This is a genomic window from Mesorhizobium sp. M4B.F.Ca.ET.089.01.1.1 (genome assembly GCF_004022605.1).
Lineage (GTDB): Bacteria > Pseudomonadota > Alphaproteobacteria > Rhizobiales > Rhizobiaceae > Mesorhizobium > Mesorhizobium abyssinicae.
Map to the genome: position 1 here is coordinate 1 of NZ_RZOS01000919.1, position 1,025 is coordinate 1,025.

Below are 1,025 nucleotides of genomic sequence, written 5' to 3' on the forward strand. Positions count from 1 at the left end.
GGTTCGGTTGTTCAGCTATTGCGAGGCGATGGGATCATGAAACTTACGGCCCTTCGGCTCCACAACGTCAAACGGTTCGCCGGGCAAGGCGTCGCCATCGAAAACATCGGCGACGGCGTCAACGTGCTTTGCGCGGTCAATGAGTTCGGCAAATCAACCTTCTTCGAAGCGCTGCACGCACTCTTTTTCCAGCCTCACACGGGCACACCCGAAGGCGTGCGACTGTTGCGGCCTTACAGTGGGGGCAATCCGGTGGTGGAGGCCGACATCACCACTTCAGAAGGACGCTATCGACTTGCCAAGCAGTTTTATGGCGGCAGGCTGGCCAGCGTTATTGACCTCGACGGCGGGCGACTGTTGGCTCAAGCCGATGAGGCCGAAGCCTTTATCGGCAAACTAATCCATGGCGGAAGCGCAGGACCGGCAGGATTGCTCTGGGTTCGCCAAGGGGTCACCGGCATCGAAAGGCGCAGCAAAAGCGAGGAGGACGGCGAAAAACGCGTGCGCGAAAGCCTACTGTCCTCGGTTCAGGGGGAAGTTGAAGCCCTGACCGGCGGGCGACGCATGGCCGAAATCGCCGCGGCATGTGAAGAAGAACTCTATAGCCTGGTTACGTCAACGCTGCGTCCCAAGAGCGGCGGTCTCTATGCGGCAGCGCTCGACGAGCGTGACAAGCTGGTGAAAGACGAGCAGCGTCTCAGCGCCGAAGTCACCGGTCTGCGCGATTCGCTCGACAAGCGGCGCATGGCGTTGGCGCGTCTGTCTGAGCTTGAAAACCCCGAAGAAGGCGCCACTCGGCGGGAAGCCATCTCGGCCGCGGAAGCCGCAGTCGAGGCCGCCAAATCGCACAGCGAAGCCTTGAAAGCCGCCGAGGCGGAAGCTGCCCTTGCCGCAATTCACCACGACGCGGCGCAGCAGGCCCTCGATAGTTTTCGGACCGCGCTCAAACGAGCCACGGATTTGCGCCAGCAGTCGACGATTGCGCAGCTTCGCCGCAGTGAGGTTCTCGATCGGCGCGCTTCTGC

At 61.7% G+C, this 1,025-nt stretch carries 1 protein-coding gene; it reads left to right on the forward strand.

The features are described 5' to 3' along the window. Nucleotides 1-36: 36 nt before the first annotated feature. Nucleotides 37-1,025, forward strand: a 989-nt coding sequence (locus tag EN780_RS35025) for an ATP-binding protein (protein ID WP_145971035.1), incomplete at its 3' end; no start/stop codon positions are given.